The sequence below is a fragment of the Microbacterium sp. F1-18 genome (assembly GCF_052921305.1).
Map to the genome: position 1 here is coordinate 1 of NZ_JBREVD010000008.1, position 5,480 is coordinate 5,480.

At 54.9% G+C, this 5,480-nt stretch carries 3 rRNA genes; all 3 read left to right on the top strand.

Annotated elements, in window-relative coordinates:
- The first annotated feature begins 254 nt into the window (after nt 1-254).
- Nucleotides 255-1,774 (top strand): 16S ribosomal RNA (locus tag ACU6RU_RS15780).
- Nucleotides 1,775-2,148: 374 nt separating this feature from the next.
- Nucleotides 2,149-5,255 (top strand): 23S ribosomal RNA (locus tag ACU6RU_RS15785).
- Between the two features lie 99 nt (nt 5,256-5,354).
- Nucleotides 5,355-5,471: ribosomal RNA gene (gene rrf / locus ACU6RU_RS15790) — 5S ribosomal RNA — on the top strand.
- Together the 16S, 23S and 5S rRNA genes form the textbook arrangement of a ribosomal RNA operon.
- The last annotated feature ends 9 nt before the right edge of the window (nt 5,472-5,480 follow it).

Genomic DNA, 5,480 nt, shown 5'->3' on the forward strand with positions numbered 1-5,480 from the left:
GGTGGGGTATGGTTGTGAAGTTGCCCTCTGGGCTGGCTGTGAGGTCAGTTGGGGGAGCGTCCGATCCTTGAGAACTCAACAGCGTGCACTTGTCAAATGCCAAATAACCTCGACTCCACTTCGGTGGGGTGAGATTCCTTTGGATCAAAGACCTTCCTTCGGGGAGGCAACGGATAGTCAGCAATGATTTATCTCTTTGGTCAGCATCAAACTCGCTGCTCTGGTCTTTTTCCGACTGGTCGCAGCAAATTTTCTTTACGGAGAGTTTGATCCTGGCTCAGGATGAACGCTGGCGGCGTGCTTAACACATGCAAGTCGAACGGTGAAGCAGAGCTTGCTCTGTGGATCAGTGGCGAACGGGTGAGTAACACGTGAGCAATCTGCCCCTGACTCTGGGATAAGCGCTGGAAACGGCGTCTAATACCGGATACGAGCTGCGACCGCATGGTCAGTAGCTGGAAAGAATTTCGGTCAGGGATGAGCTCGCGGCCTATCAGCTTGTTGGTGAGGTAATGGCTCACCAAGGCGTCGACGGGTAGCCGGCCTGAGAGGGTGACCGGCCACACTGGGACTGAGACACGGCCCAGACTCCTACGGGAGGCAGCAGTGGGGAATATTGCACAATGGGCGAAAGCCTGATGCAGCAACGCCGCGTGAGGGATGACGGCCTTCGGGTTGTAAACCTCTTTTAGCAGGGAAGAAGCGAAAGTGACGGTACCTGCAGAAAAAGCGCCGGCTAACTACGTGCCAGCAGCCGCGGTAATACGTAGGGCGCAAGCGTTATCCGGAATTATTGGGCGTAAAGAGCTCGTAGGCGGTCTGTCGCGTCTGCTGTGAAAACCCGAGGCTCAACCTCGGGCCTGCAGTGGGTACGGGCAGACTAGAGTGCGGTAGGGGAGATTGGAATTCCTGGTGTAGCGGTGGAATGCGCAGATATCAGGAGGAACACCGATGGCGAAGGCAGATCTCTGGGCCGTAACTGACGCTGAGGAGCGAAAGGGTGGGGAGCAAACAGGCTTAGATACCCTGGTAGTCCACCCCGTAAACGTTGGGAACTAGTTGTGGGGTCCATTCCACGGATTCCGTGACGCAGCTAACGCATTAAGTTCCCCGCCTGGGGAGTACGGCCGCAAGGCTAAAACTCAAAGGAATTGACGGGGACCCGCACAAGCGGCGGAGCATGCGGATTAATTCGATGCAACGCGAAGAACCTTACCAAGGCTTGACATATAGAGGAAACGTCTGGAAACAGTCGCCCCGCAAGGTCTCTATACAGGTGGTGCATGGTTGTCGTCAGCTCGTGTCGTGAGATGTTGGGTTAAGTCCCGCAACGAGCGCAACCCTCGTTCTATGTTGCCAGCACGTAATGGTGGGAACTCATGGGATACTGCCGGGGTCAACTCGGAGGAAGGTGGGGATGACGTCAAATCATCATGCCCCTTATGTCTTGGGCTTCACGCATGCTACAATGGCCGGTACAAAGGGCTGCAATACCGTGAGGTGGAGCGAATCCCAAAAAGCCGGTCCCAGTTCGGATTGAGGTCTGCAACTCGACCTCATGAAGTCGGAGTCGCTAGTAATCGCAGATCAGCAACGCTGCGGTGAATACGTTCCCGGGTCTTGTACACACCGCCCGTCAAGTCATGAAAGTCGGTAACACCTGAAGCCGGTGGCCCAACCCTTGTGGAGGGAGCCGTCGAAGGTGGGATCGGTAATTAGGACTAAGTCGTAACAAGGTAGCCGTACCGGAAGGTGCGGCTGGATCACCTCCTTTCTAAGGAGCATCTGACTCTTCGGAGTCCAGAACCCAGTTCGAAGGCACATGTTCTTCGCTGGGAGCTCATGGGTGGAACATTTGACATGGTGCGAAGGATGAGGTTCTTCTCTAGTACGCCGCTTGCGGTGGGAACGGGGAGGGTTTCGGGTGTCGCACCTGCACGCTGTTGGGTCCTGAGGGACCGGATGAGAGTCCGCAACCTCTGGGCCTTTTCTTCATGCTGCTTGGGTGGCATGTGGGGAGGGTACCGCCCGTACTTTGAGAACTACACAGTGGACGCGAGCATCTTCGATGCGACACCTTCGGGTGTTGTGTCGTGAAGATGATCTTAAAGATCATTAGTCAATTTTTTGACGATTCAACTCATGTGATTTCAAGTCTTTAAGAGCAAACGGTGGATGCCTTGGCATCTGGAGCCGAAGAAGGACGTAGCAATCTGCGATAAGCCTCGGGGAGTGGATAAGCACACTGTGATCCGAGGGTGTCCGAATGGGGAAACCCCGCTGGGCGGCGTGCCGACCTAGTGACTCCCGCCTGAATATATAGGGCGGGTAGAGGGAACGTGGGGAAGTGAAACATCTCAGTACCCACAGGAAGAGAAAGCAACAGCGATTCCGTTAGTAGTGGCGAGCGAAACCGGATCAGGCTAAACCTTGCGTGTGTGATAGCCGGCAGGCGTTGCACGTTGGGGGTTGTGGGACTTTTCTGATCATTCTGCCGAGTGGTCGACGTTACAAGAAGGTATAGACGAACAGGTTTGAATGCCTGGTCATAGAGGGTGCGAACCCCGTAGTCGAAATGCTTCTCTTGGCGTGAAGAGTATCCCAAGTAGCACGGGGCCCGAGAAATCCCGTGTGAATCTGTCAGGACCACCTGATAAGCCTAAATACTCCCAGATGACCGATAGCGGACAAGTACCGTGAGGGAAAGGTGAAAAGTACCCCGGGAGGGGAGTGAAATAGTACCTGAAACCGTTTGCTTACAAACCGTTGGAGCCTCCTTAGTAGGGGTGACAGCGTGCCTTTTGAAGAATGAGCCTGCGAGTTAGCGATACGTGGCGAGGTTAACCCGTGTGGGGTAGCCGTAGCGAAAGCGAGTCTGAATAGGGCGATTCAGTCGCGTGTCCTAGACCCGAAGCGAAGTGATCTATCCATGGCCAGGTTGAAGCGACGGTAAGACGTCGTGGAGGACCGAACCCACTTAGGTTGAAAACTGAGGGGATGAGCTGTGGATAGGGGTGAAAGGCCAATCAAACTTCGTGATAGCTGGTTCTCTCCGAAATGCATTTAGGTGCAGCGTTGCGTGTTTCTTGCCGGAGGTAGAGCTACTGGATGGCCGATGGGCCCTACAAGGTTACTGACGTCAGCCAAACTCCGAATGCCGGTAAGTGAGAGCGCAGCAGTGAGACTGTGGGGGATAAGCTTCATAGTCGAGAGGGAAACAACCCAGACCACCAACTAAGGTCCCAAAGCGCGTGCTAAGTGGGAAAGGATGTGGAGTTGCTGTGACAACCAGGAGGTTGGCTTAGAAGCAGCCACCCTTGAAAGAGTGCGTAATAGCTCACTGGTCAAGTGATTCCGCGCCGACAATGTAACGGGGCTCAAGCACGCCACCGAAGTTGTGGCATTGACATTATTGGTAGGCCTTCGTGGTCCAGCCGTGTTGATGGGTAGGAGAGCGTCGTGTGGCCAGCGAAGCGGCGGTGTGAACCAGCCGTGGAGGCTACACGAGTGAGAATGCAGGCATGAGTAGCGAAAGACGTGTGAGAAACACGTCCTCCGAAAGACCAAGGGTTCCAGGGTCAAGCTAATCTTCCCTGGGTAAGTCGGGACCTAAGGCGAGGCCGACAGGCGTAGTCGATGGACAACGGGTTGATATTCCCGTACCGGCGAAGAACCGCCCAAGCTAATCCAGTGGTGCTAAGAGTCCTAACCCGGGCTTAGTTGATCCCTTCGGGGTGAGACGGTCCGGTCTAACGCTCGACCCCATGCTGGTGCGGCTAGCGTATTAACAGGTGTGACGCAGGAAGGTAGCCCAACCCGGGCGATGGTTGTCCCGGGGCAAGTGCGTAGGCCGAGTCATAGGCAAATCCGTGACTCATACAGGCTGAGACACGATGCGGATAAAAAGTGGGTGATCCTATGCTGCCGAGAAAAGCATCGACGCGAGGTTCTAGCTGCCCGTACCCCAAACCGACTCAGGTGGTCAGGTAGAGAATACCAAGGAGATCGAGAGAATCGTGGTTAAGGAACTCGGCAAAATGCCCCCGTAACTTCGGGAGAAGGGGGGCCTTCCACTTATTAGGATTTACTCCGAAAGGGTGTGGAGGCCGCAGAGACTAGTGGGTAGCGACTGTTTACTAAAAACACAGGTCCGTGCCAAGTCGCAAGACGATGTATACGGACTGACGCCTGCCCGGTGCTGGAAGGTTAAGAGGACCGGTTAGCCGCAAGGCGAAGCTGAGAATTTAAGCCCCAGTAAACGGCGGTGGTAACTATAACCATCCTAAGGTAGCGAAATTCCTTGTCGGGTAAGTTCCGACCTGCACGAATGGCGTAACGACTTCCCAACTGTCTCAACCGCGAACTCGGCGAAATTGCACTACGAGTAAAGATGCTCGTTACGCGCAGCAGGACGGAAAGACCCCGTGACCTTTACTACAGCTTGGTATTGGTGTTCGGTGTGGCTTGTGTAGGATAGGTGGGAGACTTTGAAGCGGTGACGCCAGTTACCGTGGAGTCATTGTTGAAATACCACTCTGGTCACTCTGGATATCTAACTTCGAACCGTAATCCGGTTCAGGGACAGTGCCTGGTGGGTAGTTTAACTGGGGCGGTTGCCTCCCAAAAAGTAACGGAGGCGCCCAAAGGTTCCCTCAACCTGGTTGGCAATCAGGTGGCGAGTGTAAGTGCACAAGGGAGCTTGACTGTGAGACTGACAGGTCGAGCAGGGACGAAAGTCGGGACTAGTGATCCGGCAGTGGCTTGTGGAAGCGCTGTCGCTCAACGGATAAAAGGTACCTCGGGGATAACAGGCTGATCTTGCCCAAGAGTCCATATCGACGGCATGGTTTGGCACCTCGATGTCGGCTCGTCGCATCCTGGGGCTGGAGTAGGTCCCAAGGGTTGGGCTGTTCGCCCATTAAAGCGGTACGCGAGCTGGGTTTAGAACGTCGTGAGACAGTTCGGTCCCTATCCGCTGCGCGCGTAGGAAATTTGAGAGGATCTGACCCTAGTACGAGAGGACCGGGTTGGACGAACCTCTGGTGTGCCAGTTGTTCCGCCAGGAGCACCGCTGGTTAGCTACGTTCGGGATGGATAACCGCTGAAAGCATCTAAGCGGGAAGCCGGCCTCAAGATGAGATTTCCATGCCTTCGGGCGAGAGGCTCCCAGCTAGACTACTGGGTTGATAGGCCGGATGTGGAAGCGTGGTAACACGTGAAGCTGACCGGTACTAATAAGCCGATGACTTGATAACACACCGTTTTTGGTGCTTGCGTCCACTGAGTGGTTCTCGATGTACGGTCGAGAACCGCATAACGATCAATCGTTGTGCAGACTGAAACATCAATAGTGTTTCGGCGGCCATAGCGTGAGGGAAACGCCCGGTTACATTCCGAACCCGGAAGCTAAGCCTCACAGCGCCGATGGTACTGCAGGGGGGACCCTGTGGGAGAGTAGGACACCGCCGGACTTCTTTCGT